Origin of the sequence: Actinobacillus minor NM305 (assembly GCF_000175195.1) — a bacterium.
GTDB classification, from domain to species: domain Bacteria; phylum Pseudomonadota; class Gammaproteobacteria; order Enterobacterales; family Pasteurellaceae; genus Haemophilus_A; species Haemophilus_A minor.
In genome coordinates, this window is sequence record NZ_ACQL01000069.1 from 70,730 (window position 1) to 96,378 (window position 25,649).

Annotated in this window: 25 protein-coding genes; 6 read left to right on the forward strand and 19 right to left on the reverse strand. The window is 38.9% G+C overall.

Going from position 1 to position 25,649, the window contains the following annotated elements; translation table 11 throughout:
* Window positions 1-69 precede the first annotated feature (69 nt).
* The 13 genes from aceF to AM305_RS03825 all read right to left on the reverse strand — a co-directional run bounded on the left by aceF (window position 70) and on the right by AM305_RS03825 (window position 15,151).
* The gene (gene aceF, locus AM305_RS03765; RefSeq protein WP_005823290.1) at window positions 70-1,962 is read right to left on the reverse strand and encodes a pyruvate dehydrogenase complex dihydrolipoyllysine-residue acetyltransferase; all 1,893 of its coding nucleotides are present in this window, start codon (window positions 1,960-1,962) and stop codon (window positions 70-72) included.
* Between the two features lie 124 nt (window positions 1,963-2,086).
* A complete protein-coding gene (gene aceE / locus AM305_RS03770) occupies window positions 2,087-4,744 on the reverse strand; it encodes a pyruvate dehydrogenase (acetyl-transferring), homodimeric type (protein WP_005823291.1) in 2,658 nt (885 codons plus the stop codon).
* A 295-nt stretch (window positions 4,745-5,039) separates the two neighbouring features.
* The gene (gene pyrD / locus AM305_RS03775; RefSeq protein ID WP_005823293.1) at window positions 5,040-6,047 is read right to left on the reverse strand and encodes a quinone-dependent dihydroorotate dehydrogenase; all 1,008 of its coding nucleotides are present in this window, start codon (window positions 6,045-6,047) and stop codon (window positions 5,040-5,042) included.
* 60 nt (window positions 6,048-6,107) lie between these two features.
* Window positions 6,108-7,058: a ribose-phosphate pyrophosphokinase gene (locus tag AM305_RS03780; RefSeq protein WP_005820993.1), complete on the reverse strand. Its 951-nt coding sequence runs from the start codon at window positions 7,056-7,058 to the stop codon at window positions 6,108-6,110.
* A gap of 19 nt (window positions 7,059-7,077) precedes the next feature.
* Entirely contained in the window at window positions 7,078-7,914 is an 837-nt protein-coding gene (gene ispE, locus AM305_RS03785; RefSeq protein ID WP_005823294.1) for a 4-(cytidine 5'-diphospho)-2-C-methyl-D-erythritol kinase, read from the reverse strand.
* Window positions 7,914-8,546, reverse strand: a complete 633-nt coding sequence (gene lolB, locus AM305_RS03790; RefSeq protein WP_035293874.1) for a lipoprotein insertase outer membrane protein LolB — start codon at window positions 8,544-8,546, stop codon at window positions 7,914-7,916. The genes ispE and lolB overlap by 1 nt, the downstream gene beginning before the upstream one ends.
* 85 nt (window positions 8,547-8,631) lie before the next feature.
* The gene (locus tag AM305_RS03795; protein WP_005823296.1) at window positions 8,632-9,432 is read right to left on the reverse strand and encodes a class II glutamine amidotransferase; all 801 of its coding nucleotides are present in this window, start codon (window positions 9,430-9,432) and stop codon (window positions 8,632-8,634) included.
* 83 nt (window positions 9,433-9,515) lie between these two features.
* A complete protein-coding gene (znuB, locus tag AM305_RS03800) occupies window positions 9,516-10,295 on the reverse strand; it encodes a zinc ABC transporter permease subunit ZnuB (RefSeq protein WP_005823297.1) in 780 nt (259 codons plus the stop codon).
* Window positions 10,296-10,358: 63 nt separating this feature from the next.
* Window positions 10,359-11,693: a replication-associated recombination protein A gene (locus tag AM305_RS03805; protein ID WP_005823298.1), complete on the reverse strand. Its 1,335-nt coding sequence runs from the start codon at window positions 11,691-11,693 to the stop codon at window positions 10,359-10,361.
* 18 nt (window positions 11,694-11,711) lie between these two features.
* Window positions 11,712-12,200 (reverse strand): rod shape-determining protein MreD, encoded by a 489-nt coding sequence (mreD, locus tag AM305_RS03810; protein ID WP_005823299.1) that lies wholly within the window; start codon window positions 12,198-12,200, stop codon window positions 11,712-11,714.
* Window positions 12,200-13,258 carry a rod shape-determining protein MreC gene (gene mreC / locus AM305_RS03815; RefSeq protein ID WP_035293853.1) on the reverse strand — a complete coding sequence of 353 codons (1,059 nt, stop codon included), beginning with the start codon at window positions 13,256-13,258 and terminating at the stop codon, window positions 12,200-12,202. The genes mreD and mreC overlap by 1 nt, the downstream gene beginning before the upstream one ends.
* Before the next feature lie 91 nt (window positions 13,259-13,349).
* On the reverse strand, window positions 13,350-14,402 hold the full coding sequence (locus tag AM305_RS03820) for a rod shape-determining protein (RefSeq protein ID WP_005823305.1): 1,053 nt from the start codon (window positions 14,400-14,402) through the stop codon (window positions 13,350-13,352).
* A gap of 119 nt (window positions 14,403-14,521) precedes the next feature.
* Complete coding sequence (locus AM305_RS03825) at window positions 14,522-15,151, reverse strand: LysE/ArgO family amino acid transporter (protein WP_005823307.1); 630 nt, start codon at window positions 15,149-15,151, stop codon at window positions 14,522-14,524.
* A 100-nt stretch (window positions 15,152-15,251) separates the two neighbouring features.
* Here AM305_RS03825 and udk point away from each other — a divergent pair, with 100 nt between their 5' ends.
* On the forward strand, window positions 15,252-15,911 hold the full coding sequence (udk, locus tag AM305_RS03830) for a uridine kinase (RefSeq protein ID WP_005823308.1): 660 nt from the start codon (window positions 15,252-15,254) through the stop codon (window positions 15,909-15,911).
* A gap of 1 nt (window position 15,912) precedes the next feature.
* A complete protein-coding gene (gene dcd, locus AM305_RS03835) occupies window positions 15,913-16,497 on the forward strand; it encodes a dCTP deaminase (protein ID WP_005823310.1) in 585 nt (194 codons plus the stop codon).
* Window positions 16,498-16,570: 73 nt separating this feature from the next.
* Here dcd and AM305_RS03840 read toward each other — a convergent pair whose 3' ends face one another.
* Window positions 16,571-17,068 (reverse strand): dihydrofolate reductase, encoded by a 498-nt coding sequence (locus AM305_RS03840; RefSeq protein WP_005823311.1) that lies wholly within the window; start codon window positions 17,066-17,068, stop codon window positions 16,571-16,573.
* A gap of 122 nt (window positions 17,069-17,190) precedes the next feature.
* On the opposite strand from AM305_RS03840, the gene proB reads away from it, so the two are divergent.
* The 3 genes from proB to nth are packed head-to-tail and all read left to right on the forward strand — an operon-like array spanning window position 17,191 to window position 19,706.
* Window positions 17,191-18,282, forward strand: coding sequence for a glutamate 5-kinase (proB, locus tag AM305_RS03845; protein ID WP_005823313.1), 1,092 nt, complete (start codon window positions 17,191-17,193; stop codon window positions 18,280-18,282).
* Window positions 18,283-18,305: 23 nt separating this feature from the next.
* Window positions 18,306-19,070: a TSUP family transporter gene (locus AM305_RS03850; RefSeq protein ID WP_005823314.1), complete on the forward strand. Its 765-nt coding sequence runs from the start codon at window positions 18,306-18,308 to the stop codon at window positions 19,068-19,070.
* Window positions 19,071-19,706, forward strand: coding sequence for an endonuclease III (gene nth, locus AM305_RS03855; protein ID WP_005818971.1), 636 nt, complete (start codon window positions 19,071-19,073; stop codon window positions 19,704-19,706).
* 72 nt (window positions 19,707-19,778) lie between these two features.
* On the opposite strand, the gene AM305_RS03860 is transcribed toward nth, so the two are convergent.
* From AM305_RS03860 to AM305_RS03880, 5 genes are all read right to left on the reverse strand, one after another.
* The gene (locus tag AM305_RS03860; protein ID WP_005823315.1) at window positions 19,779-20,468 is read right to left on the reverse strand and encodes an LrgB family protein; all 690 of its coding nucleotides are present in this window, start codon (window positions 20,466-20,468) and stop codon (window positions 19,779-19,781) included.
* A gap of 10 nt (window positions 20,469-20,478) precedes the next feature.
* Window positions 20,479-20,841 (reverse strand): CidA/LrgA family protein, encoded by a 363-nt coding sequence (locus AM305_RS03865; protein ID WP_005821099.1) that lies wholly within the window; start codon window positions 20,839-20,841, stop codon window positions 20,479-20,481.
* A 123-nt stretch (window positions 20,842-20,964) separates the two neighbouring features.
* Window positions 20,965-22,887 (reverse strand): DNA repair helicase YoaA, encoded by a 1,923-nt coding sequence (locus AM305_RS03870; protein ID WP_005823316.1) that lies wholly within the window; start codon window positions 22,885-22,887, stop codon window positions 20,965-20,967.
* A gap of 63 nt (window positions 22,888-22,950) precedes the next feature.
* A complete protein-coding gene (locus tag AM305_RS03875; protein ID WP_005823317.1) occupies window positions 22,951-23,748 on the reverse strand; it encodes an ABC transporter ATP-binding protein in 798 nt (265 codons plus the stop codon).
* Window positions 23,748-24,662, reverse strand: a complete 915-nt coding sequence (locus AM305_RS03880; RefSeq protein ID WP_035293857.1) for an ABC transporter permease — start codon at window positions 24,660-24,662, stop codon at window positions 23,748-23,750. The genes AM305_RS03875 and AM305_RS03880 overlap by 1 nt, the downstream gene beginning before the upstream one ends.
* Before the next feature lie 157 nt (window positions 24,663-24,819).
* Here AM305_RS03880 and AM305_RS03885 point away from each other — a divergent pair, with 157 nt between their 5' ends.
* Window positions 24,820-25,584 carry a TOBE domain-containing protein gene (locus AM305_RS03885; RefSeq protein ID WP_005823319.1) on the forward strand — a complete coding sequence of 255 codons (765 nt, stop codon included), beginning with the start codon at window positions 24,820-24,822 and terminating at the stop codon, window positions 25,582-25,584.
* The last annotated feature ends 65 nt before the right edge of the window (window positions 25,585-25,649 follow it).

A 25,649-nucleotide genomic window follows, 5' to 3' on the forward strand; every position in this document is an offset into this window, starting at 1 on the left:
AAGCATTGCGTCCCTACAACAAGCGGTCTTTTTTGCATTATGTTTTGCAAAACTGACCGCTTACATCAATTACATTACTAAACGGCGAATATCCGCAAGAACACCGTTGATATAACTTAAGAAACGTGCACCATCAGCACCATCGATTACGCGGTGGTCGAATGATAATGATAATGGAAGCATTAAACGTGGCTCAAACTCTTTACCATTCCATTGTGGCATCATTTCTGATTTAGAAACGCCTAAAATTGCCACTTCAGGTGCATTCACGATTGGCGTGAAGTGAGTTGTACCGATACCGCCTAAGCTTGAAATCGTGAAACAGCCACCTTGCATATCAGAACCTGAAAGTTTGCCATCACGTGCTTTTTTCGATACTTCCATTAATTCACGAGAAAGCTCAACGATGCCTTTTTTGTTCACATTTTTGAACACTGGAACAACTAAGCCATTTGGTGTATCAACTGCAACACCGATGTTGATATATTTCTTGATCGTTAATTTTTGACCATCTTCAGAAATTGAGCTATTGAAACGTGGGTATGCTTCTAACGCTTTCGCAACCGCTTTCATGATGAATACCACTGGCGTGATCTTCACATCTAATTTTTGTTTCTCTGCTAATTTGTTTTGTTCTTTACGGAACGCTTCTAAATCCGTAATGTCGGTACGATCGAAGTGTGTTACGTGTGGAATCATTACCCAGTTACGGTGTAAGTTCGCACCAGAGATCTTATTGATACGGCTTAATTCAACTTCTTCAACTTCACCAAATTTGCTGAAGTCCACTTTCGGCCATGGTAATAAACCTAAACCTGCGCCATTTGCGACACCTGTACCTGCCGGTGCTTTGCCTGCTTTTACATCTTCAAATAATTGAACCGCAGTTTTCACGTAAGCTTGGATATCTTCTTTAACGATACGCCCTTTACGTCCTGTACCTTTTACTTTATCTAAGTTTACGCCGAATTCGCGTGCTAAACGGCGAATAACCGGTGTTGCGTGAGCATACGCAGCTGAAGCAACAACTTGTTCTTGGCTTAAACCTGAAACATTGCCACTTTGTGCTGGCGCTGCCGGTGTAGTTGGTGCTGGTGTCGCTGTTTGAGCAACTGGAGCTGGAGCGGCTGCAGGCGCTGTACCTGCGACTTCAAAACGCATAATGAGTGAACCGGTTTTCACTTTGTCGCCAGAGTTCACTAAAATTTCTTTTACTACACCTGCAAATGGTGCCGGTACTTCCATTGATGCTTTGTCGCCTTCAACGGTAATTAAAGATTGCTCTTCTGAAACAGTATCGCCCACTTTAACCATGATTTCAGTTACGTTTACTTCATCGCCACCGATATCTGGTACATTAACATCTTTAACCGCTGCTACTGCTGGAGCTACTGGTGCAACTTCTGCTACTGGTGCAGCTGCCGCTGATGCTGCAGAGGCAGTTTCAAATTTCATAATCAATTTACCTGTTGATACTTTATCGCCAACATTGATTAAAATTTCTTTTACCACACCTGCAACCGGAGCCGGAACTTCCATAGATGCTTTGTCGCCTTCTACGTTGATGATAGATTGATCAACTTCAACAGCATCGCCCACTTTAACCATGATTTCAGTGACATTTACTTCATCTGAACCAATATCCGGTACGTTTACTTCAACGATTGCTGATGCTGTTGCAATCGGTGCCGGTGCTACTTGAGCCGGTGCTTCTGCCACAGGCGCTGAACCTGCTGCTTCTAAAACAAGCATTGGAGAACCTGTTGTGACTTTATCGCCTACTTTAACAAGTACTTCTTTTACAACACCAGCTTCTGGCGCAGGTACTTCCATAGAAGCTTTGTCGCCTTCCACATTGATAATAGATTGGTCGATAGAAATGGTATCACCCACTTTGACCATTACTTCTGTTACGCTTACTTCATCTGAACCGATGTCTGGTACATTAATTTGTTTTGACATTTTGGTAATCCTTCTTGTAAACGGACAGGGATAAACCCTGTCCCTACAAATATCGTTTATTCGTAGGGGCGGGTTTTATACCCGCCCGATTTTGCAAATTTTTATAAAAATTTTACCGCTTTTATTATGCATATAACGGGTTAATACGATCTACATTTAAGCCAAATTTCGCAATCGCATCAGCAACCACTTTCGTTTCAACTGTGCCTTCTTTCGCTAATTGGCTTAATGCTGCAACCACAACATAACGCTCATCTACTTCAAAGTGTTCACGTAAGTTTGCACGGCTGTCTGAACGACCGAAACCATCTGTGCCTAACACATGGTAGTGTTTAGTTGGTACGAATGCACGAATTTGCTCTGCATAAGATTTCACGTAGTCAGTTGAAGCAACTGTTGGTAAATCCGCTAATACTTGTGCAACATATGGTACACGTGGCGTTTCTGTTGGGTGCAATAAATTCCAACGAGCTGCATCGTTACCATCACGACCTAATTCATTAAATGAAGGTGCTGAGAACACATCAGAAGTGATACCGTAGTCGTTTGCAAGGATCTGTGCTGCTTCACGAACATGACGCATAATTGCACCCGAACCTAATAATTGAACACGACCTTTGCCTTTACCTTCAACGGTTTCGAATTTATAAAGACCTTTACGGATACCTTCTTCTGCACCTTCCGGCATTGCTGGTTGTTCAGTAATTTCATTTAATGTTGTGATGTAGTAGAACACATCTTCTTGGTTTTCACCGTACATACGGCGGATACCATCTTGAACAATCACTGCAACTTCAAATGCAAATGATGGATCGTATGTTACACAGTTAGGGATGATACCTGCTTGAATATGGCTATGACCATCTTCGTGTTGTAAACCTTCGCCGTTTAATGTTGTACGACCTGATGTACCACCGATCATGAAACCACGAGCTAATTGGTCGCCAGCTAACCACATCATATCGCCCACACGTTGGAAACCAAACATAGAGTAATAGATGAAGAATGGGATCATTGGACGATTGCTTACAGAGTAAGATGTCGCAGCTGCAACCCATGAAGCTGTTGCACCTAATTCGTTGATACCTTCTTGTAATACTTGACCATCTTTCGCTTCACGATAGTAAGCTACTAATTCACGGTCTGATGGCACATAGTTTTGACCATGTGGGTTGTAAATACCGATTTGACGGAATAAACCTTCCATACCAAAAGTACGAGCTTCATCGGCAATAATTGGCACGATTGAGTTACCAATGTTTTTATCTTTTAATAGTGTATTTAACACACGGCTGAATGCCATTGTCGTTGAAATACCACGAGGTTGAGCTTCTAATAATGCTTGGAACTCATTTAATGCCGGTACTTGATATTCAATATCAAATTTTGGTTTACGAGCAGGTACATAACCATTTAATGCTGCACGTTTACCGTGTAAGTAGTTATATTCTGCTGAACCTTCTGCAAACTTAATGTATTCTAAGTTTTCAACTTGTTCATCTGTTAATGGTAATTCGAAATAGTCACGGAAGCCTTTTAAGCTTTCTAATGACATTTTTTTCGATTGGTGCGCAGTATTTTTACTTTCTGCTTCAGGAATTTTATAACCTTTAACTTGGTGCGCTAAAATCACAACCGGTTTTGTTGCGTTTTGTGCTTTTGCATATGCAGCGTAAAGTTTTTCGCTATCGTGTGCACCACGGCGTAATTCCCAAATTTCATCATCTGTCATATCTGCAACTAATGCCGCAGTTTCAGGGTAACGACCGAAGAAGTGTTCACGAATGTAAGCACCGTTTTTAGATTTGAAGGTTAAATAGTCGCCATCAACCACTTCCATCATTAACTGAGTTAATTTACCTGAAGTATCTTTTGCGAATAATTTATCCCAGTTGCTGCCCCATAATACTTTGATTACTTCCCAACCAGCACCGGTAAATAAGCCTTCTAATTCTTGAACGATTTTACCGTTACCATTTACCGGACCATCTAAACGTTGTAAGTTACAGCTAATTGTGAAAATTAAGTTATCTAATTTTTCACGTGCAGCAAAGGTTAATGCACCTTTTGACTCGATTTCATCCATCTCGCCATCGCCTAAGAATGCATAGACTTTTTGATCTGCTGTATCTTTTAAGCCACGATTTTCAAGGTATTTTAAGAAACGAGCTTGGTAGATTGCATTAACAGGACCTAAACCCATAGATACGGTTGAGAATTGCCAGAATTCAGGCATTAATTTTGGGTGAGGATATGAAGATAGACCATCTACAAATGCTTCTTGACGGAAATTATCCATTTGCTCTTCAGTGATACGACCTTCTAAGAACGCACGAGCATACATACCTGGTGCGGCGTGACCTTGGAAAAATACTAAGTCGCCACCATTTTTTTCTGTTGCTGCTTTGAAGAAGTGGTTATAGCACACTTCATACATGGTTGCTGCTGATTGGAATGTTGAGATATGACCACCTAAGTCAAGATCTTTCTTCTGACTACGTAAAACCATCGCAATCGCATTCCAACGTACAGCTGAACGAATACGGCGTTCAATCGCGTGATCGCCCGGGTAAGCTGGTTGTTCTGAAGCTGGAATCGTATTGATGTATGGCGTTGTTACACCTGATTGAATTGCAACACCATTGTTACGAGCTTGGCTCATCACTTGTTCAATAATAAATTGAGCACGCTCAACACCTTCTTCACGAATTAAAGAATCTAAAGACTCTAACCAATCTTGAGTTTCGATTGGATCTACGTCATTTACTAAAATCTCTGACATAGGTTTTCCCTTATTAGTTTGTTTAAAATAAAATAAAGCTTATATCACAGATATTAAAAAGCTTTATCGTTGCTTGATTTCAATGCGACAAGCCTTAACAAAAGTTTGCAAATATCATTGATGATTTCCAAACTATTGTTAAAGCCTATCACATCCACAATATCTACGAATTTATAATCTATTTGCTTGTTATAAAAATGTAGATAAATTTTTAAATTAAGATAACAAAAAACTGCTGATTTGTCTATTTTTTTGCGCCAAATCAAATTAACAGTTTTCTTCAATGATTAAATCATTAACGCAATTTGATCTGCTTGGCTAATTCTTGAATTAATTGTGGTCCTTGATAAATCATTGCGGAGTAAACTTGTAATAATAATGCACCGGCATCTATTTTTTCTTGACCTGATTCAACCGAATGAATACCGCCACTCCCAATAATAGGCAATGCACCATTTAGTTCTTTTGCCAACAAACGAATTAAACGTGTGCTTAGTGTATTCAACGGTTTACCACTTAACCCACCTTGTTGTTCCGCATTTTTAAAACCTACAACGGATTCTCGAGAAAGCGTGGTATTACCGGCAATAACACCATCAATTTTATGTCTAACTAAACTGTCTGCCACGGAAGCAATTTCATCTTCCGTCAGATCCGGCGCAATTTTTAAGACAAGCGGTTTATATTGATTAAATTTTTGCGAAAGATGTGCCTGTTCAGCTTTTAAATGTTGAAGAAGATCATCTAATGCTTCGCCATATTGTAACGAACGTAAGTTTTTAGTATTTGGAGAAGAAATATTGACCGTAATATAATCAGCATGTTCATAAACTTTACGCAAACAAATTTGGTAATCGTCTAGGGCTTTTTCAATCGGCGTAATCGCATTTTTACCAATGTTGATCCCCAAAATACCGTCATATCTGGATTTTTTAACATTCTCAACGAGTACATCTACCCCATAATTGTTAAATCCATTACGATTCACAATACCTTCAGCTTCTAAAATTCTAAATTGGCGTGGCTTAGGGTTTCCATCTTGGGCAACCGGTGTAACCGTTCCCACTTCAATAAAACCAAAACCTAATTTGCCAAATCCATCTATTGCTTCGCCATTTTTATCTGCTCCAGCAGCTAAACCAATAGGATTTTTAAATTTAAGCCCCATCACTTCTGTTGGATTTTGCGAAATAGGAAACGGATTAACGGGTAACTTCCCCATTATTTTTAAGGCTTGGATAGAAAAATTATGTGCCGTTTCAGGCTCCATAGTAAAAATAAATTTACGGATGAGTGAATACATATTATTGGATTATTGAGTGATAAATGTAAAAAAAGCGGGTATAAAACCCGCTTCAATCTATTAAGCATCAAACATTGCAGAAATAGATTCTTCGTTACTAATACGGCGAATAGCCTCTGCAAGCATACCAGATAGAGTTAATGCACGAACTTTGTTAAGCGCTTTAATTTCTTCTGAAAGCGGAATAGTATCTGTTACCACTACTTCATCTAAAGCAGGGTTCGCAAGATTTTTTGCCGCTGTACCAGAGAATACTGGGTGAGTTGCATAAGCAACCACCTTTGTTGCACCACGTTCTTTTAACGCTTCAGCCGCTTTAACTAAAGTACCGCCGGTATCGATCATATCATCAACGAGAATACAATCACGACCAGCAACATCACCAATGATGTGCATTACTTGTGATACATTCGCTTTTGGACGACGTTTATCAATGATAGCCATATCTGCATCATTTAATAATTTTGCAATCGCACGGGCACGAACCACGCCACCGATATCCGGTGAAACTACCATTGGATTATTTAAATCTGTTTTTTGTAAAATATCTTTGATTAACACCGGAGAACCAAATACGTTATCTACCGGCACATCAAAGAAGCCTTGAATTTGCTCTGCGTGTAAATCGCAAGTTAATACGCGATCCACACCCACACTTGAAAGAAAATCTGCAACTACTTTTGCGGTAATTGGCACACGAGCCGAACGCACACGGCGATCTTGACGAGCATAGCCGAAGTAAGGGATTACCGCCGTGATACGACCTGCAGATGCACGACGTAACGCGTCTACCATGACGATCAATTCCATTAAATTATCATTCGTTGGCGCACAAGTCGATTGTACGATGAATACGTCTGAACCACGTACATTCTCGTTAATTTGAACTTGGATTTCTCCATCACTGAAACGACCAACTGTCGCATCACCAAGAGAAATATAAAGACGCTCTGCAATACGTTTCGCAAGTTCTGGAGTTGCATTACCTGCAAACAATTTAATATCTGGCATTGGAATGGATCCTTTAGGATTAGAAAGTTAAGTTAAGAAATTGATGTAACGGAGAACGATTCTGCCCTTTTGCGATAAAACCGAATACATCTTCCGGTTTATGCGCAAAAACTGCTCTAGCTTCTGCCTCGCTATCAAATTCAGCAAAAATACAAGCACCAGTGCCTGTCAATCTGAATCTTGCATATTTTAGCAATTTTGCAATCAGATCTTCAACCTCGAAATAATGATCTCGAACAACTTTTTCGCAATCGTTTTCCCATCTGTTATTAAGAAGGTCATTCATTGAACGTTTTGGCGTGTTTCTTGGCAATTTAGGGTCTTTAAAAACCACTGCGGTTGAAATCGCAATTTCAGGCTTAAGCACCACATACCATTTTTCTTTAGGCTCGCAAGGCGTTAAAACTTCGCCAACACCTTCTGCAAAGGCTGCAAAACCTCGCACAAAAATAGGCACATCAGCACCTAAGACTAACCCTAATTCTGCTAACGCTTCAAGGGTAAGCCCCGTTTGCCAAAGATAATTTAACCCAACAAGAACGGTTGCAGCATTAGACGAACCGCCTCCAACACCACCGCCCATAGGAAGCCGTTTAGTTATCCCAATTCTTGCACCTTTTTGACAAGCGGTAGTTTCTTGTAAAAGTTTTGCAGCCTTATAAATTAAATTATCTTCTTTTGCCACTTGAGGCAGATCGTTCAATAATTCTATCTGACCGCTCTCATCAACCTCTATTTCAATTTCATCGCCAAAATCAAGAAATTGAAATAACGTTTGAAGTTCATGGTAACCGTTCGGTCGCTGTCCGGTAATATATAAAAATAAATTCAACTTAGCAGGGCTTGGAAATTTCATTAGTATGTCCAATTATCAATGCGAATTTTTAACGTTTGAGAACCATTTTCTAATACAATCAATTTAGGTAAGTTTGGCTGTTTTGTCTCATCATAGGTCACATAACTGACTTTCCAAACAACGCCTTTAATTGGATAGCTAAACTGTGCTAATTGACGCTTATCATTTACCACATATTGACCATTCTTCTCTGGTTGCCCTTTTAGCCAATAGGCAAACTGATCGATAGGAAATGCCACACCAATAATTTCTTGCATTAAAGCATCCATATCACGATCTGAACGGCTATTCCCTTCACTATCAGAAATTGTTAGTCCACGTGCATTACGATGTAATTTTAGCGATTTACTGGATAAATTCGAAGAAAGTTCAAGCCCAAAGTTGGTTGTATTGTTATATTGCCAATCAAAATGTGATGAAAAGCGTTCTTCAGGCGAGATATAACCAAATTGCCCTGTTGCTTTATAACTGTGAATCTTAGCCAATGCGGTAAGATGAGCCTGCCATTGAGGATCTTGATGAGAAATTTGTTGAGTTGGTTGTTCAATCGTTGTCGGTGCATCAAGTACAGATTGACACCCGGCTAAAAACACCAGAGGTGTCAGCAAAAAAATTTTTGAAAGTTTTTTCATATCAATAAAGAAGCGGTAAGATTTCATTAGAATTTCGCAAATTCTACCTGAAATCTCACCGCTTGTCTGTAACTCTCACGCGGTTTTACACGTGCGTTTGGTTATTTGGTAATGTACCTTCAATCTCTTCGATTAAATCACCATCTTTAAAAAAGACATAACCACCATTTTTCATCTTGACCCAATTTTCATTTTTAGTCAAAGGTTGGGTCGCAATAATCGTTACTTTATCTTTTTCTGTTGTATATTTACTAAAGTCAATTTCAACATCATCATCTCGCAATGCCTTACAAAATGGTGCTTTACGAGTCACATAATATAGATTAGTTGAGCAACGTGCGATCATCCAATGCCCATTTGATAAGATAAAATTAAATACGCCTTTTGTTGCTATTTCAGAGGTAATTTCAACAACGGCATCAAAAATTTCTTTTTCAGTTGGCTTTTTATTAAATCTTTCTCTTAACTGTGAAACCAAACAACAAAAAGCAGCTTCTGAATCAGTAGAACCAATAGGTTGATAATGACACTCTTCACAAACACCAACCCCCTCTACCGTACCATTATGAGCAAAAACCCAGTTTTCTCCCCATAGTTCACGAATAAAAGGATGTGTGTTTTCTAAATTGATATCGCCTCGCGTGGCTTTTCGAATATGAGAAATGACATTAAAAGATTTAATTTTAAATTCACTGACTAAATCAGCAACTGGCGATGATGCTCCAGGGCGGTTATCCCGAAAAATACGCACGCCCTTCCCTTCAAAAAAAGCAATACCAAAACCGTCTGTATGATGATCCGTTAAACCTGCACGCCGACGGAAACCTTCAAAAGAGAACGTAATATCCGTCGGTGTATTACAGTTCATTCCAAGTAATTGACACATAATTCACAATTTAAAATAAAAAATAATTGCTGTGCATTTTGATAAATTCTTCAGACTAATTCAATAGAGGTAGATCAAAAATTTTATTCTTTCTTCAATAAACTCATTAAAAAGAGTCCACCGGCACAAACCACTACGGAAGGACCTGCCGGCGTATCTTTGATACTGGATAATAATAATCCTCCCGTAATTGCAATAATACTAAATCCAATCGCATAAATTACCATTGCTTCTGGTGTTTTTGCAAAACGGCGTGCTGTTGCTGAAGGGATTATCAGTAAAGAGGTAATAATCAATGCGCCTACAAATTTCATGCTTAGCGCAATAGTTAATGCCGTTAAAATCATCAATAATAAGCGCAATCTTGCTACTTTTAGCCCTTCTATTTGTGCTAACTCAGGACTTATGGTGATCGATAATAATTTTTCCCAATAAAACCCTAAAATAGCGGCTATAAAGACAACCCCCACGGCAATAAAAATGACATCATTGAAATCAATGGCAAGTAAATCGCCAAAAAGATAAGACATTAAATCCACTCGGACATTATCAAGTAAACTAATCGTAATCACGCCCAGAGAAAGGCTACAATGAGCAATGATGCCCAATACAGTATCAACGGAATAATTGGTTTTGTGCTCTATCCAGACTAATGCAAGGGCTAAGATAATCGTCATCGCAATGACGGCAATATAGGGATCGATTTGCAAGAAAATCCCTAAGGCTACACCTAATAATGCTGAATGGGATAATGTATCGCCGAAATAAGCCATTTTCCGCCACACGACAAAAGCACCAAGCGGTGCGGTAATAAAAGAAAGGAGTAAGCCTGCCAACCAAGCAGGTAATAGAATATCTAACATAGTGTTTCAAGCGGTTTGATTTGTAAAATATTTTACTAATTTAACCGCTTCCTCATTAAATTATCAATAACGTTTTATCCGGCTCTGCGCATCAAGAGCTTTTAACCAAACCATTTTTTCTTTAATTTGCTTTTCCATGCCTCGCTCACTTGGAAAATAAAACTGCGTATCTTTTAATTCAGGAGGGAAATAATTTTCCCCTGCAGCATAAGCATGCTCTTCATGATGCGCATAACGATACTCTTCGCCATATCCCAATGTTTTCATTAAATGGGTTGGTGCATTACGCAAGTGTTCAGGCACATCATAATCTTTTGCTTCTTTAGCTAACCGTTTAGCCTCATTAAATGCGGTATAAACAGCATTGCTTTTCGGTGCCACGGCTAAATAAATAACGGCTTGAGCAATCGCTCGTTCGCCTTCATAAGCGCCGACTCGAGTATAGCAATCCCATGCGCTTAATGCGACTTGCATAGCTCTTGGATCAGCATTGCCAATATCTTCAGAAGCAATCGCTAGCAATCTTCGAGCAACATAGAGCGGATCACCACCTGCGGTAAGTATTCTCGCATACCAATATAATGCACCATCAGGCGAAGAACCTCGAATTGATTTATGTAATGCAGAGATAAGATCGTAGTAGCGATCGCCCCCTTTATCAAATCTCGCTAATCTTTCGCCAAGTATTTCTGTAAGAAGATTAAGATCAAACAGCTTTCCCGCTTCTGTTTGCGTTGCCATGTCTGACATCTGTTCTAAACAATTTAAAGCATAACGTGCATCACCATTTACATAGTCTGCGAGTAAATTGAGTACATTATCTTTTAAGATAATCTTTTCAGCCCCTAAACCTCGTGTTTTATCATTCAAGGCATTTTGTAGTACAACCAAAACATCTGCAGGTTGTAATGGTTTTAAAATATATACTCTTGCACGTGATAGTAATGCATTATTTAATTCAAATGAGGGATTTTCGGTTGTTGCACCAATAAAAATAATGGTGCCATCTTCAATATAAGGTAGAAAAGCATCTTGCTGGCTTTTATTAAAACGGTGAACCTCATCAACAAACAGAAGGGTTCGTCTCCCTGTTTGCCGATTCAATTTGGCTCGTTCAATCGCTTCTCGGATCTCTTTAATGCCACTCGTTACTGCAGAAAGACGTTCAACATCGGCATCAAAATGATAAGCAATGATTTCTGCCAGTGTCGTTTTACCCGTACCGGGAGGTCCCCAGAAGATCATAGAGTGAGGATGTTTAGATTCAATCGCTCGGCGAAGTGGTTTGCCTTCGCCGATAAGATGATGCTGCCCAATATACTCACTCAGATTTCTTGGGCGCATACGGGCTGAAAGAGGACGGAAGTCCTCTGCAAAATCAAAGGAGAAACTACTCATAGATGATGTTCATAACCCCTAACGTAATCGTAACTGGCGTCTAATTTGACGCATGAGTAAAAAGACCCAAGGCCATAAAATACCACTAATAAATGCCCCTGCAATTTCTTGTGTATTGAACGTTGCTGCATGCAAAGTATGTTCAATGACAAAAATAAAACCTCTAATCATAATGATATAAAGCATGACTAATAAGCCTTGTAACCATAATGATAAATTACGTAACACAAGATGGTGCTTCGCTACAAAATATATTGAGATCGACAGCACTAAAGCATGAATACCTAAAATTGATCCTAAAATTAAATCCCAAACAATCCCAGCTATAAATGCCGTACCGACACTTACTTTATCAGGTAAGGCTAATGCCCAGTAAATGAGTACCAAAATAAGCCATGAGGGTCTAAACCCTTGAAAACCAATTGGCCAAGGCATGATTTCCAAAATAAATGCTACGATAAAAATAGAGACCAAAACGAAAAGTTGAAATAACGGATTTGTACGCACTACTCCGCTCCTTGTTCAGTATGATTATTCTGTTCTGATTCAACTTCCGGCTGCGTTGCAGGATTATCTGAAGCTTCATCAGATTGTTCAATAACATCCTCTTTCTCTTTTGTATCAATCTGCTCTTTTTTCTGAGTTGAGCCTTTTAAGCGCTCAAAAGGATTCGCACTGTTACGGCGTTCTTCAACCACATCACGAACTTGTTGAGGAGAAAGTGCTTGAGTTCTTCGACCTTCTTCATTAATTGGCCAAAGTAAAAGCAAATAACGAAGGCGATCTAATGAAGCCAGAGGTTTTGCAACAATACGGGCAAATTGGCTTTTAGTATCATTAGTGACCTCTTCAACCACTGCAACAGGATAGCCTTCAGGGAAACGCCCCCCCAGCCCCGATGTAACTAATACATCTCCTTTCACAATATCTGTTGAACGAGGGAGATTATCCATAATTAACTCATCATTATGACCTGTACCATTTGCAATCCCTCGCACATCATTACGTAATACTTGCACAGGAATGGCATGTGTAACATCACTAACTAATAGCACGCGGCTACTGGTTTCACCAACAGAAATAACCTGCCCGACAACACCACGTTCATCGATCACGGCTTGACCAACATATGCACCTGTATTTTGTCCTTGATTGATAACTACTTGCTGGCGATAAGCATCCATCTCGGCTGTTAATACTTCCGCTATCTTTTTGTATTCATCTTGACGAAGAGGAGAACTCAACAATAAACGTAAACGCTGATTTTCAACTTTCAACTGATCTAAAAGTAATAAATCCGCATTTTTCTCACGAAGTTGTTCTTTTAAAACACTGTTTTCAAGTTGTAATTTATTAGTATCAATAAAGTTATTGCTAATGCCATCTAACACAGAACGAGGCGTATTTGCAAAATAATATAGTCCGCTAACAGCAGTTTCTAACATATTACGGATCTGAATCATGGCACTACTTCTACCATCTAAGGCAATCAATGCTACTGAAATACTTACCGCAAAGAAAAGGCGAACTCCTAAGGAGGGTGCTTTCGCAAAAATAGGCTTCATAGAATTAACTTCTAAAAATGAAAAAGATACGAGAAAAATAGAAAATGGACACACTCTGTTGTCCATTTCTATTTTTACTTAAAAATATGACTTAGTCATCGTTACTAAAAACATCACCACCATGCATATCAATCATATCGAGGGCCTTACCACCACCGCGCGCTACGCAAGTTAAAGGCTCTTCTGCGATGATAACTGTTACACCAGTTGAGTCTGAAAGTAATGCATCAATGTTTCGTAATAATGCACCACCACCGGTTAAAACCATACCACGCTCAAAAATATCAGCGGCTAATTCAGGTGGGCATTGCTCTAACACCGATTTAACTGCTTCTACAATACCATTTAAAGGTTGCTCAATGGCTTCTAATACATGTCTTGAGTTTAATGTAAAGGTACGAGGAGCACCTTCTGCAAGGTTATGTCCATGTACTTCCATACTTTTCACATCATCGTCAGAGTCGATTTTCGCCATCGCGATTTCTTTTTTGATACGTTCTGCAGTTGCTTCACCAATTGCAGAACCAAAATGACGGCGAACATAAGCCACAATCGCTTCATCTAATTTATCGCCACCAATACGAACTGATGTTGAATAAACAATACCATTTAATGAAAGAACCGCAACTTCTGTTGTACCACCACCAATATCAATAACCATTGACCCCGTAGCTTCGTGAACAGGTAAACCTGCACCAATGGCAGCAGCCATTGGTTCTTCAATTAAATAAACTTCTCGTGCGCCAGCACCAATAGCTGATTCTTTAATTGCACGGCGTTCAACCTGTGTAGCACCAGCAGGCACGCACACTAACACACGAGGACTTGGGCGCATAAAGTTATTACTGTGAACTTGTTTAATGAAGTGCTGTAACATTTTTTCAGTCACAAAAAAATCTGCGATTACCCCATCTTTCATCGGACGAATAGCTGTAATGCTCTTAGGCGTACGACCTAGCATAAGTTTAGCATCCGTTCCTACTGCCGCAATACTTTTTAATGAACCAACACGATCTTGACGCACTGCCACAACAGATGGCTCATCAAGCACAATGCCTTGCCCTTTTACATAAACGAGTGTATTTGCTGTACCGAGGTCAATTGATAAATCATTTGAAAATAATCCAAGAAATTTTTTAAACATATTTACGGAATCCGTTTTAACAAAAATAAAGAATGAGAATTTTAAACGCTTAGCGTACAAAAATGATGGCTAATATAGCAAAAAAAGGGGAGGTTTTTCAATGAATAATTTACACGCCACTAAAATAGCTGTTTCGCCAAACCCAGCGCATAAATAATCAAACTAAATGCAATCCCATACATAATCAACCCTGTAATAAAATCAAGAAGTTGCCATGTTCTACGTTTTTCAAAGTAAGGTGCTAAAAATCCTGCACCATATCCCAGACCTAAAAACCAAATTAACGAACAAGACAATGCACCACCTAAAAATGCCATCTTGCCGGCAAGATCTAATTTACCGCCTATTGCGCCTAAAATAACCACAGTATCAATATAAACATGTGGATTAAGAAAGGTAATAGCAAAAGTAATCATCAACGCTTTTTTTAAACTTAAGCGGTGATATTCTTCATTTTTTAATACTGCATTATTTTTGAACACACTAATAAAAGAGCGACTACCATAGGTAATTAAAAAAATAGCGCCTAACACTGCAATAATCAAACTCAATACGGGTAACTGAGTAATAATCGCCCCCAATCCCAATACACCGAGAGTCATTAAAAAGACATCTCCGAGAAAGCATAGTAATGCAATAGACAAAACATGCTGTTTTAGAATTCCTTGTTTAAGTAAAAATGCATTTTGAGCGCCAATTGAAACGATCAAACCAAAACAAACGATGAATCCTTGTAAAAAATATTCCATTTTTCCTCCAAATAGTGTTGATAAGCGGTCAATTATACGCAAATTTTTACAAATTTAATGTATAATCTTTTAGATTTTATTTTGACTATTGAGAATGTATATGGCTGACATCAACGAAACTGAAAACCAATCTTGTATTGTAATTGCAATTGCAGGGGCTTCTGCTTCAGGCAAAAGTCTTATTGCCTCAACAATTTATAAAGAACTAAAAGAAGAGCTTGGCTCAGATGATATTGGTATTATCTCTGAAGATGCTTACTATAAAGATCAAAGCCATCTTACCATGGAAGAACGTGTAAAAACGAACTACGATCACCCAAATTCGATGGATCATCATTTGCTAGTCGAACACCTCCGCCAACTTAAACAAGGGAAGGCCATTGATGTGCCAGAGTACGATTACGCTGAACATAACCGTAAAACCACAACGACTAAATTTGAAGCAAAAAAAATCATCATTCTAGAAGGGATTTTATTACTTACAGATGAAGAAATCCGCAATGAGCTAAATGTTTCTATTTTCGTTGATGCCCCATTAGACATCTGTTTTATTCGCCGTTTACAACGTGATATGGTTGAGCGCGGTAGAACCATGGAATCAGTCATTGCGCAATATCGTAAAACCGTTCGCCCAATGTTCTTGCAATTTATTGAACCTTCTAAACAATATGCTGATATTATTGTGCCAAAAGGTGGAAAAAACCGCATTGCAATCAATATTTTAAAAGCTCAAATCAAACAGTTATTAGGAAAAAAATAAAATGCGCTTGTGCGATACTGATATTATCCGTTACCTAGATGAAGGCATTATTGAAATATCGCCTCGCCCTTCTGATGAAAAGATTAGTGGGGCAACCGTTGATGTTCGCCTTGGCAACTCTTTTCGTATCTTCCGAGAACATTCAACACCTTATATTGATGTAAGTGGCCCTCGTGAAGCCGTTACTGCTCAACTTGATAAAGTGATGAGTGAAGAAATCATTATTGAAGAAGGTGAGGCATTTTTTCTTCATCCAGGAGAGTTAGCGCTTTCAGTCACACTTGAGTCGGTTAAATTGCCTTCTAATATGGTCGGCTGGCTAGATGGGCGTTCATCATTAGCGCGTTTAGGACTTATGGTTCATGTAACTGCTCATCGTATTGATCCAGGTTGGGAAGGTCGAATTGTCCTTGAATTCTTCAATGCCGGTAAACTTCCATTAGCTTTGCGTCCTAATATGGCAATTGGTGCGCTCAGTTTTGAAATTCTAAGCGGACATGCAGCCAAACCTTATAATGCTCGTGAAGATGCAAAATATAAAAACCAGCAAAGTGCCGTTTCGAGCCGAATTCATGAAGATAAATGAGACAAAAGGGCTGAATGCGATTTAATATCGAATTCAGCCCTTTAGTTATTAGAAAAGATGAAAGAATTGTTTATTAGAAATGCGAGGAACGCTCAAACACCATAAATCGGCAATCATATGCATTTTCAGCATCTTTTTCTGACCAAATGTCTTGGGTTAATCGCCAATTTTCTTCGTCAAATTCAAATAATGTGTCGCCATCAATATCTGCTTGAATTTCTGTCAGATATAATCTATTTGCTATCGGTAAAGCCTGTTTAAATAATTCTCCGCCACCAATAATCATAATTTCATCAGTATTTGCAAAACTTCTCGCTAATTCAATCGCTTGTTCGAGAGTATTGGCTGAATAAGCACCTTCAACAGAAAAGCCTGCGCGAGAGAGAATGATATTCGGGCGTTTAGGCAGTAATCTACCGATAGACTCATAGGTTTTGCGCCCCATGATAACCGGTTTTCCTACGGTATTTTGGCGAAACCATGCCAAATCTTTTGGTAAGTGCCATGGCATAGCATTTTCTTTACCAATGATATGATTTTGTGTGCGTGCAACAATTAAGCTAATCGTCATGTTTTATCTCGTTGATGATGTTTTATGAAAAATTAAGCGTGATTTTAACATCGATTAGTGATAATTTTTACCTAATTTTGAAATGGGTGAAAATCCGCCTAATAGCATTTGTTGAGGGATATATGAAAAAAACAATCGTGATTAAATTCGGAACGAGCACACTTACTCATGGTTCAAAAAGCCTAAGCCGTCCTTATATGTTGGAATTGGTTAAGCAGATCGCTGAATTACATAAACACCATCGTGTTATTGTCGTAACCTCTGGAGCGGCTGCGGCAGGACGTGATTATTTAAGACATCCTGAGTTACCTAAAACATTGGCTTATAAACAGATGCTTGCAGCGGTCGGTCAAAGCCAACTGATTCGCACTTGGGAAAATTTATTTGATATTTACGGCATTCATATCGGGCAAATTCTCTTAACCCGTGCGGATATTGATGATCGTGAGCGTTTTTTAAATGCTCGCGATACGCTCAATGCTTTACTTGAACAGCAGATTATCCCTGTTATCAACGAAAATGATACCGTTGCGACTGAAGAATTTAAAGTTGGCGATAACGATAACCTTTCTGCGTTAGTCGCCATTCTTGCCCAAGCTGATCAACTTTATTTATTAACTGACCAAGAAGGGCTTTTTACTGCTGATCCGCGTAAAGATCCGAATGCGAAATTACTCTCGGTAGTTGAAAAAATTACGCCCGAAATCCGTCAAATTGCTGGCGGTAGCTCAACAGGGCTAGGCACTGGTGGTATGAGTACAAAAATTACCGCTGCCGATATTGCTACTCGCTCAGGCGTTGAGACCATTATTGCCTCTGGCTCACGTGAAAACGTCCTCGTGGATTTAGCCAATGGTAAAGAAATTGGTAGTAAATTTTTAGTGCAATCCGACCGCTTGGAAGGCAGAAAACAGTGGCTCTTTGCAGCACCACAAGTGGGTTCAATTACCGTAGATAAAGGCGCTGAAACAGCATTACAACAGCATAAATCATTACTGCCTGTTGGAATTGTTGAAGTAAAAGGTGAATTTGCCCGAGGCGAATTGGTTAAGGTGTTCAGTCAAGATGGGAAACCGCTTGCTCTTGGATTGGTCCGCTACGGTAGTGAGGCGTTATTACGCATTAAAGGGAAAAAATCAACCGAAATTGAACCGTTGCTTGGATATGAGTTTGGAACAGTCGCTATTCACATTGATGAGATGATTATTTATTAGCTTAATCATATTAAGGAAAGGTTATGGAATTAGCTTTTGATACATTGATGATTTTATTCGCCGTTGCAGCCTTCGCCGGTTTTATTGATGCGATTGCCGGTGGTGGGGGCTTATTAACGATTCCTGCATTACTTTCTGCCGGTATTCCGCCAGCTATGGCATTAGGCACCAATAAATTGCAAGCTTGTGGCGGTTCGTTCTCTGCCTCACTCTATTTTATTCGCAAAAAAGCGGTAGATTTCCATCAGATCAAATTTATCCTCTTTTTGACCTTTATCGGTGCAACTATCGGGACGATTTTAGTGCAACTCATTGACGTTGAAGCATTAAAAAAAATACTCCCATTCTTGATTTTACTTATTGGTATTTATTTTCTATTTAGCCCAAATGTTGGCGATGGAGACCGAAAACAACGTGTTAGTTTGCTAGTATTTGCGTTGATTGCCGCAATGCCGATTGGTTTTTATGATGGCTTATTTGGCCCTGCTACAGGCTCATTTTTTACGCTAGCGTTCTTGCTTTTACTTGGATTTAACTTATCTAAGAGCGTTGCCCATGCTAAAGTGCTTAACTTTACCTCCAATTTTGCATCCTTAATTTTCTTTATTTTAGGCGGTGCTGTTTTATGGAAAGTAGGGTTGATTATGATGGTAGGGCAATTTATTGGTGGGAATTTAGGGGCTAGAATGGTTGTAACCAAAGGCAAAGCGCTTATTCGCCCAATGTTAGTGATTATGTCTTTTAGTATGGTTGCCAAAATGTTATATGAACAAGGCTTTTTTAATTAAATGAATAAACAAAAACGTATCGAGATTTTAACTCGACTAAGAAATGAAAATCCGCATCCTACAACGGAATTAAACTACACAAATCCGTTTGAATTGCTGATTGCCGTGATTTTATCAGCACAAGCAACAGATAAAGGCGTAAATAAAGCAACAGAAAAACTCTTTGCCGTAGCCAATACTCCGCAAGCTATTTTAGATTTGGGCGTTGAAGGGCTTAAAGAATACATTAAGACTATTGGGCTATTTAACAGTAAAGCGGAAAATATCATCAAAACTTGCCGTGATTTAATTGAAAAACATCAAGGTCAAGTTCCTGAAAATCGTGAAGCCTTAGAAGCCTTAGCCGGCGTGGGAAGAAAGACAGCCAATGTTGTGTTAAACACCGCCTTCGGACACCCTACTATTGCCGTAGATACTCACATCTTCCGTGTTTCAAATCGCACAGGATTTGCCCCAGGTAAAGACGTGGTTAAAGTTGAGGAAAAGCTACTGAAGGTTGTTCCGGATGAATTTAAAGTTGATGTACACCACTGGCTGATTTTACATGGTCGTTATACTTGCATAGCAAGAAAGCCTCGCTGTGGCTCCTGTATTATTGAAGATCTTTGCGAGTATAAAGAGAAAACAGAGATTTAGTTAAACTAAATATCAGGGGCAAATATAATTTGCCCCCAAATAGTTGCTGAACAGCTAAACGCCGTTTTCCTACTACGCCCAAAACAACCAAACAGCCAATTTAAAGACCATTGGCGCAAATATAGAAGAAAGAACCCCACAAGCAACTAAAGCGATAGAACTATAACTACCTGTTTTTACACTATATTCCATGCATCGCCCAGTTCCGAGTGCATGAGAAACAGCGCCCATGGTTAAGCCAATCGCTCGCACATTTCTGACGCCAAGCCAATGCAAAACAGAAAAGCCAAACACTGAGCCTAATAATCCTGCAATCATCACGCCAACAGCCGTAATAGCAGAACTTCCACCAATTTGTCCAGCTATAGAAATAGCAATGGGTGTTGAAACCGATTTAGGAATAATCGTGGCCAAAATATCTTGACTTGCCCCCAACAAAACGGCAAATAATACCCCTGTACTCATTGCTATTAAGGTACCAAATAAAACAACAGCTGTTATAGGTTTCCATTTTTTTCTAATTTGTGGCAATTGTTCATAAAAAGGTAGAGCCAATGCAACCACTGAAACACCCAACAAATTATTCAACGGGAAATTACCACGATAATAATCAGAATAAGGAATGTCCCCGACAACCAAAATCAAAATAACCAATAACAAGGCAATTAGAAAGGGGTTCAAAATCGCTGAGTTTAATTTCTTACTGATTTTCTGTCCGAGTAAAAATGCGAAAATCGTTAAAACCGAAAAAAGATACACCATATCGCCCCCATTATTTATAACGATGGAAAATCCATTGCCCAAATAGTCCGATTAGCACAACAGAAAGTGATGTACTTAGCACATTAGAAAGTACAAATGACGCTAAATGAGCTTGTAAAACATCAAGATGTTCAATAATTTCGGCGCAGATAGGGATAAAAAAGACGGTCATATATCGTGTGAGAGGTCTTGCACTAGGCGTTACCCATTCCACTTTAACAATACCAAGTACAAGGCAGGAAAAGAGAAGTAACATGCCCCAAATACTATCGGAAATACCAATAGGTATTAAAATAGCCAATCCTTTTCCGAGATATAACATAGCAAAAAGCAAAGCGAGCGAAAGCAGGTTGCGGATTGCTTTAATAAGCATATAAGCCCCCTAATAAAAAACAAGCGGTAAGATTTTAGTCATTTTTTACAATTGATTTAATTCACAATTTGTAAAAAATCGCACAAATTATACCGCTTTCAGAAGGTAAAAATTTGATTTACCTTAATTTTTCTTTAGAAATTGAATAACTTTCTCTAAATCCCTTGTTCGAGCCGAAGGGGGAAGACTTTTCAAAAAGGTCGCACCATATTGTCGTGTTACCAAGCGGTTATCACAAATAATAACGGCTCCACGATCCGATATATCCCGAATTAATCGCCCCACGCCTTGCTTTAAAGTAATAACCGCTTCTGGAATTTGTATATCGTTAAAAGGATCACCGCCTTGTAAACGACAGTCCTCCATTCTTGCTTTAAATAGCGGTTCGTCCGGTGAAGTAAAAGGCAATTTATCAATAATCACAAGCGATAAATCATCGCCTCGAACATCAATCCCTTCCCAAAAGCTTTGGGTTGCAACGAGCACCGAATGTGGTTCTTGAATAAATTTTTCCAATAATTTGCTTTTGCTGGTTTCTCCTTGTAATAACACGTTAAGTGATGAATGTTCACGAAGAAAATCAGCCAGCCCTCGCATCATATAATAAGAGGTACAAAGTAAAAAACAGCGCCCTTGATTAGCTTCAATCAGAGGCATTAACATTTGCCCGAGTGATGTTAATGTATGAGGCTTATTGCTCTCCGGCAAATAGCGTGGAACGCATAATAACGATTGCGAGGCATAATCAAATGGACTTTGTAGCACCATTTGTTCTGCATTCTCAATGCCTAATCGCTGGCAAAAATGGTTAAAGTTTCCTCCCACTTCTAAGGTTGCAGAAGTAAATACCCATGCCTTTTTCTGCCCTTTCATCTGCTCGCCAAATTTATCTGCGACCGTTAAAGGCGTAATATGCAATCCGAAAGAGCGTCCGTTAGCTTCATACCAATAGCAGTAGCCAGTAATGGTCGTATCGCCAAATTTCTTTAATAACAATTTAATTTCAGCTAAACGTTCAAAAATTTTATCTAATGTTTCTGAACGCCCTAATGATTTTTTGGCAATTTCACTTAAAAAATCAATATTTTCTGCGATTTTATTTAGCCCATTTACGATTTTTTGATCTGCAAATAAATCTCGTAGATTACCCCTAATTTGCCCTTCGCCCCCCATCAATAGACGAAAATCTTGGATCACTTTTTGTAGATGATCTGCTGCCTTTCCTAATTGAGCGAGATCTTTAAGTTCTGAGCGATAAACAATGTTAGTATCTTTACAAAGGTCAAATAATTGCCGTGAGGTTAAGGATTGACCAAAGTACTGGCTGGCAATATCGGGTAGTTGATGTGCCTCATCAAAAACCACCAGCTCCGCGTCAGGAATAAGCTCGCCAAATCCAGTTTCCTTTACCGCTATATCTGCACAAAATAAGTGATGATTAACCACAACTAAATCTGCATCCATCGCTTTTTTACGAGCCTGAACCACGTGGCAATCTTTATAATTCGGACAATCACTCCCCAAACAACTTTCTGTTGTACTAACTAACTGCGGTAAAATCGGACTATCTTCCGCTATCGTTGTGCATTCGCTCAGATCGCCTGTTTTCGTTGATTGATGCCATTTTCGCACTTTAGATAAATCGCTTAACACAGATTTATCACCAACTACCCCCATTGCAATGAGTTGATCTAATCGCTCTAAACAAAGATAGTTTGCTCTTCCTTTTAATAAGGCAATTTTCCCTTTATATTTCAATGCTTTTTGAATGGTTGGTAAATCACGATTAAATAGCTGATCTTGCAGATTTTTAGATCCCGTAGAGACAATCGTTTTTTTACCCGACAATAAGGCTGGTACTAAATAGGCAAAGGTTTTTCCCGTCCCTGTTCCGGCTTCCACAACAACAGGCGTTGCAAATTTCACGGCATTTCCAACCGCTTGCGCCATTTCTAGTTGCGCTTTTCTTGGTTTAAAACCTTTAATGTTGCTACTTAACCAACCATCATCACTGAAAGCATGTATAATTTTTTCACTATATTTCATATTTTTTCACTAAAAACAAAGGCACAAGCATTGCTTGCGCCTTCTCTAATATGGATAAGAGCGTTAATTATCCAACAATAATCCATCATCGCTTAATTGCTGATGACGATTTTTCTGGAATAACGCAAGGAGATCAGACACATCCATTTTTTTACGTTGCTCGCCCGATACATCAAAAGCAACCTGCCCTTGATGTAACATAACCGTACGGTCACCGTAGTCTAATGCTTGTCGCATAGAGTGCGTAACCATTAGCGTTGTTAATTTTTGCTCACGAACAATTTTATCCGTTAATTGCATCACAAAATCCGTGGTTTTCGGATCTAATGCTGCCGTATGCTCATCTAATAAAAGAATATTCGAAGGTTGAAGCGATGCCATAAGTAAACTTACCGCTTGGCGTTGCCCGCCGGATAAACGTCCCATTTGATCCGTTAAACGGTTTTCCAAACCTAAACCAAGTAAGGCTAATTTTTCTCGGAAAATTTCACGCTGCTGGTGTTTAATTGCAAAACCCAATCCACGTTTTTGTCCACGTTGGTATGCAAGTGCCATATTTTCTTCGATAGTTAACTCTTCACAGGTTCCAGCCATTGGATCTTGAAAAACGCGAGCCACTGAATTAGCGCGTTGCCAAACACTACGCTGATTAACATTTTTACCCTGAATAAGGATTTCACCTCGATCAATCATACAATCGCCACTAATTGCATTTAATAGCGTAGATTTACCGGCTCCGTTGCTACCAATGACAGAAACAAATTCGCCTTCTGCAACATTTAAAGAAAGCCCTCTTAATACAGGATTTTCAATTACGGTGCCTTTATTAAAGGTAATGAATAAATTTTTCAGTTCGATCATCATTTCCCCCAAGAGGCTAACCAACGTTGCTTCATTTTTGGTAATATTAACACAAAAACGACTAAAAGTGCTGTAATTAAATTCAGATCTTGAGGCCCAAATCCAATTGTATTTAAGGTTTCATTATTTAAAGCTAAAGCGATAAAGGCACGATATAAGATAGAACCGATAATCACCGCTGTTGTTAGCCAAACAATACGTTTTGCAGAAAAAATAGCTTCTCCAATGATCACGGCTGCTAAGCCGATAACAATTGTTCCGACACCGATAGAAATATCGACACCGCCATTGCTCTGTACATATAATGCGCCGGCTAAAGCAATCAAGCCATTTGAGATCGCCATTCCGAGTATTGTCATTTTATTGATTGCAATCCCTTGTGCTTTTGCCATTCGAGGGTTAGTCCCTGTTGCTCTAACTGCTAAACCAATTTGAGTAGAAAAGAACAAATCAAATAAAATTTTAGCAACTGCAACAACTAATGCTGCTATCGCAAAACGAACTAATGCCAGTTGAACGTCTGTTTCGACTGACATCACATCATAAATTGTTGCTTCGCCCAATAAGGCTAAATTCGGCATTCCCATAATACGTAAGTTGATGGAGTAAAGTGCAATCATCATCAAAATACTTGATAATAATTTTTCGATTTTAAATCCGATATAAAGCGTTGCTGTAATCACACCAGCAAATCCCCCTGCTAACATCCCAAATAAGGTTGCTAGCCAAGGATCAATTTGATTAAGAATACAGACAACACAAACTGCGCCCCCTAATGGAAAAGAGCCGTCTGCGGTTAAGTCCGGAAAATCCAAAATTTTATATGAAATTAACACACCTAAAGCAACAAGGGCATAAATTAATCCTAGTTCTAATGCGCCTAATAAAGCAATGTTACTAAAAATATCATTCATCATATTCGCTACAAAATCAGTAAAAACTTGCACTATTATACTAGTACAAGCCTTGCTGTGTAAATGCCCTTACCGAAATTATATTGAGCAAATCTGTGCTAACTGCTTGTATTTCATATAGAATACGTAACAAATATCAAAATTTAACTGGAGTGATATGTTAAGTTCAGAAATTTTATTAACTATCAAACTAAATGAACAATTATTTGCCGATCCACGTCGTATCGAATTATTACGCCAAATTCAAAAAATTGGCTCAATCAGCCAAGCCGCTAAATTAGCTGATGTAAGCTATAAAACCGCTTGGGATAACATTGATGCAATGAATAAATTAAGTCCTAAGCCATTACTTGAGAGAAATGTTGGCGGAAAACAAGGTGGAGGCACACGTTTAACCGCCTATGCTGAACGCTTACTTCAACTTTATGATCTCTTAAAACAGATCCAAGAAAGGGCTTTTACGATCCTTCATCAAGAAGAGGTCTCTTTAGATAACCTTTTGGTTGCAACCGCTTGTTCTTCGCTTAAAACCAGTGCTCGAAACCAATTTTTTGGCACGGTTTCTGCTATTCAAATTGATGGCATCTATGCGACTATTTCAATCCAAGTTAAAGGTTTACCTCATCCGATTAACGCCCGAATTACACTAAAAAGTTACGAAAGGCTATCCCTTTCTTTAGAGAAAGAAGTGATGATTATGATCAAAGCACCTTGGGTAAACTTAGAGCATACATCTCATTCTGAGAATGTTTTTTTAGGGAAAATAACGCATCTGCAAAAGCAAGATAATGAAGTTGAAGTTTTAATAAATGTAAACGATATTGAATTTTGTGCTGCTACTACAAAACCTGTAATGGCTAATATCGGAGAAACCATTTCATTTAGCATCGATCCCGAACAAATCATTTTAGCGACACTTTAAATGACCCTCTCTATACAAGCGGCCAAATTTCTCTCTTAATTTGCAAATCACAAAAGAAATTTGAC

Bases quoted from the DNA above. Each gene is read 5' to 3' on its own strand.
- aceF (WP_005823290.1), bottom strand. From the start codon at position 1,962: ATGTCAAAACAAATTAATGTACCAGACATCGGTTCAGATGAAGTAAGC.
- aceE (WP_005823291.1), bottom strand. From the start codon at position 4,744: ATGTCAGAGATTTTAGTAAATGACGTAGATCCAATCGAAACTCAAGAT.
- pyrD (WP_005823293.1), bottom strand. From the start codon at position 6,047: ATGTATTCACTCATCCGTAAATTTATTTTTACTATGGAGCCTGAAACG.
- AM305_RS03780 (WP_005820993.1), bottom strand. From the start codon at position 7,058: ATGCCAGATATTAAATTGTTTGCAGGTAATGCAACTCCAGAACTTGCG.
- ispE (WP_005823294.1), bottom strand. From the start codon at position 7,914: ATGAAATTTCCAAGCCCTGCTAAGTTGAATTTATTTTTATATATTACC.
- lolB (WP_035293874.1), bottom strand. From the start codon at position 8,546: ATGAAAAAACTTTCAAAAATTTTTTTGCTGACACCTCTGGTGTTTTTA.
- AM305_RS03795 (WP_005823296.1), bottom strand. From the start codon at position 9,432: ATGTGTCAATTACTTGGAATGAACTGTAATACACCGACGGATATTACG.
- znuB (WP_005823297.1), bottom strand. From the start codon at position 10,295: ATGTTAGATATTCTATTACCTGCTTGGTTGGCAGGCTTACTCCTTTCT.
- AM305_RS03805 (WP_005823298.1), bottom strand. From the start codon at position 11,693: ATGAGTAGTTTCTCCTTTGATTTTGCAGAGGACTTCCGTCCTCTTTCA.
- mreC (WP_035293853.1), bottom strand. From the start codon at position 13,258: ATGAAGCCTATTTTTGCGAAAGCACCCTCCTTAGGAGTTCGCCTTTTC.
- AM305_RS03820 (WP_005823305.1), bottom strand. From the start codon at position 14,402: ATGTTTAAAAAATTTCTTGGATTATTTTCAAATGATTTATCAATTGAC.
- AM305_RS03825 (WP_005823307.1), bottom strand. From the start codon at position 15,151: ATGGAATATTTTTTACAAGGATTCATCGTTTGTTTTGGTTTGATCGTT.
- udk (WP_005823308.1), top strand. From the start codon at position 15,252: ATGGCTGACATCAACGAAACTGAAAACCAATCTTGTATTGTAATTGCA.
- dcd (WP_005823310.1), top strand. From the start codon at position 15,913: ATGCGCTTGTGCGATACTGATATTATCCGTTACCTAGATGAAGGCATT.
- AM305_RS03840 (WP_005823311.1), bottom strand. From the start codon at position 17,068: ATGACGATTAGCTTAATTGTTGCACGCACACAAAATCATATCATTGGT.
- proB (WP_005823313.1), top strand. From the start codon at position 17,191: ATGAAAAAAACAATCGTGATTAAATTCGGAACGAGCACACTTACTCAT.
- AM305_RS03850 (WP_005823314.1), top strand. From the start codon at position 18,306: ATGGAATTAGCTTTTGATACATTGATGATTTTATTCGCCGTTGCAGCC.
- nth (WP_005818971.1), top strand. From the start codon at position 19,071: ATGAATAAACAAAAACGTATCGAGATTTTAACTCGACTAAGAAATGAA.
- AM305_RS03860 (WP_005823315.1), bottom strand. From the start codon at position 20,468: ATGGTGTATCTTTTTTCGGTTTTAACGATTTTCGCATTTTTACTCGGA.
- AM305_RS03865 (WP_005821099.1), bottom strand. From the start codon at position 20,841: ATGCTTATTAAAGCAATCCGCAACCTGCTTTCGCTCGCTTTGCTTTTT.
- AM305_RS03870 (WP_005823316.1), bottom strand. From the start codon at position 22,887: ATGAAATATAGTGAAAAAATTATACATGCTTTCAGTGATGATGGTTGG.
- AM305_RS03875 (WP_005823317.1), bottom strand. From the start codon at position 23,748: ATGATCGAACTGAAAAATTTATTCATTACCTTTAATAAAGGCACCGTA.
- AM305_RS03880 (WP_035293857.1), bottom strand. From the start codon at position 24,662: ATGAATGATATTTTTAGTAACATTGCTTTATTAGGCGCATTAGAACTA.
- AM305_RS03885 (WP_005823319.1), top strand. From the start codon at position 24,820: ATGTTAAGTTCAGAAATTTTATTAACTATCAAACTAAATGAACAATTA.